1 protein-coding gene is annotated in these 1,456 nt (G+C 57.3%); it reads right to left on the bottom strand.

Translation table 11 applies throughout. The annotated features are described in order from the left end of the window. Positions 1–319: 319 nt before the first annotated feature. Positions 320–1,348, bottom strand: coding sequence for an IS110 family RNA-guided transposase (locus tag Q5Y75_RS28310; protein ID WP_306203640.1), 1,029 nt, complete (start codon positions 1,346–1,348; stop codon positions 320–322). Between the last annotated feature and the right edge of the window lie 108 nt (positions 1,349–1,456).

Genomic DNA, 1,456 nt, shown 5'->3' with positions numbered 1-1,456 from the left:
CTTCGGTAACGGGGCCTTACCAGTCAAGCAGTTTTGAATAGAATAATTGATCCGCCAAGGCGGTTTTGTTGGCTCTGTTAATGGCCCGTCCTACTTTTTCGTGGCTTTCGGCTGAGATCCTTCGGGTACACGCTTCGGTACGTGGTCAACGCCTAGGTTGCCAACATGATGCTGGTCCGATGTAATTCCGATGTGCCCATCTCATTGGCGTGCTTGACTGCAGTCAGCGACGGTCTAGACCACGACATCATCGGAACCACGTCCCTGCGGGACCTCGAAGGCCGACGATCAAGCAGTCAGCGGGTGGAGGAACATTTGTTCAGGCGACATTCGGCGCGGCATCCGATTGGAAGATTGTGCCGTCGATCCAAATCCGATGAAGTATAACGGCGATACGACGCGCCAGAGCAACCATCGCAATTTTCCGGCCACGGCGTTGTGCGAGCTGTGCCCCCCATGTTCTCAGCCATGTAGAGCGGCCACGGTTCATCATGACGGTTGCAGCTTGGCACAATGCTCGTCTCAGATTGACGTCACCAGCCTTGGTGATGCCGCCCGAGACATCTCGTTCACCGGATTGGTTGCGAGAAGGCGTCAGACCGACCCAAGGACCGATCCTCTTTGACGACCGGAAGCGCGCCGGATCATCGACAGCTGCACGGAAGGTTAATGCCACGACCGCTCCGATCCCCGGCATCGTCATCAGGCGGCGACAAACCGGGTCGTCTTGAGCGAACTGGCGCACCTGCTTTTCAAGGGCTGCAAGTTCCTGTCGCAGGGAGGCTCTTGCACGCAGCATGGGAACCGTCGCGGTTTCCAGCATCGGATTACCATCCGCCAACTCTCGAATGCGGGTTTCGAAATTGCCGCGAGAGATCGCGCCGACCTTGAGGCCGAAGTTTCGCAGCAGTCCCCTCAGCGACATTTCTAGCGCGATCATATTTTGTTGAATCGCTTTCCGGGCACCGAGCACAGCTCGGGTTTCTTGAGCCGAGACTGATTTGCAGTGAACCGGGCGGAACCAGCCGAGATGAAGCAGGCGTGCAATCCCCTCAGCATCCCGCCGATCCGTCTTGATCGGCATGGCCTTCAAGGCACCCTTCACCTGGCGCGTTTCCATGAGCACAGCTTCCAAGCCCGCTTCCATCAAGCCACGGTGCAGCCATTGCGACAACGGTCCGGCCTCCAGACCAATTGCGTCAATGCTTCCATCCAAATCGACCAGCCAGCGCGACAAAACCTCAGGTTCGCTCATAATCTCAGCTTCCTTAACAATCTTGCCGTGCTCGCTGATCACGCAGATCGCAGTCTTCGCGAGCGATACATCCAGTCCAACAAACAGCCTCATCCCGTCGTCCTCCATGTGGGTTCAGTACGGGAATGGCGACAGCACGGCGCTGGTCTTACAAGTGGCAACGGCAATGCGTGACGCAGGCCCCGTTACGGCATCTCATTG

Source organism: Ruegeria discodermiae, from assembly GCF_030758345.1.
In the GTDB taxonomy this organism is placed as follows: Bacteria; Pseudomonadota; Alphaproteobacteria; order Rhodobacterales; family Rhodobacteraceae; genus Ruegeria_C.
This window is presented reverse-complemented; position numbering and strand designations above follow the sequence as displayed.

Bases quoted from the DNA above. Each gene is read 5' to 3' on its own strand.
- Q5Y75_RS28310 (WP_306203640.1), bottom strand. From the start codon at position 1,348: ATGAGGCTGTTTGTTGGACTGGATGTATCGCTCGCGAAGACTGCGATC.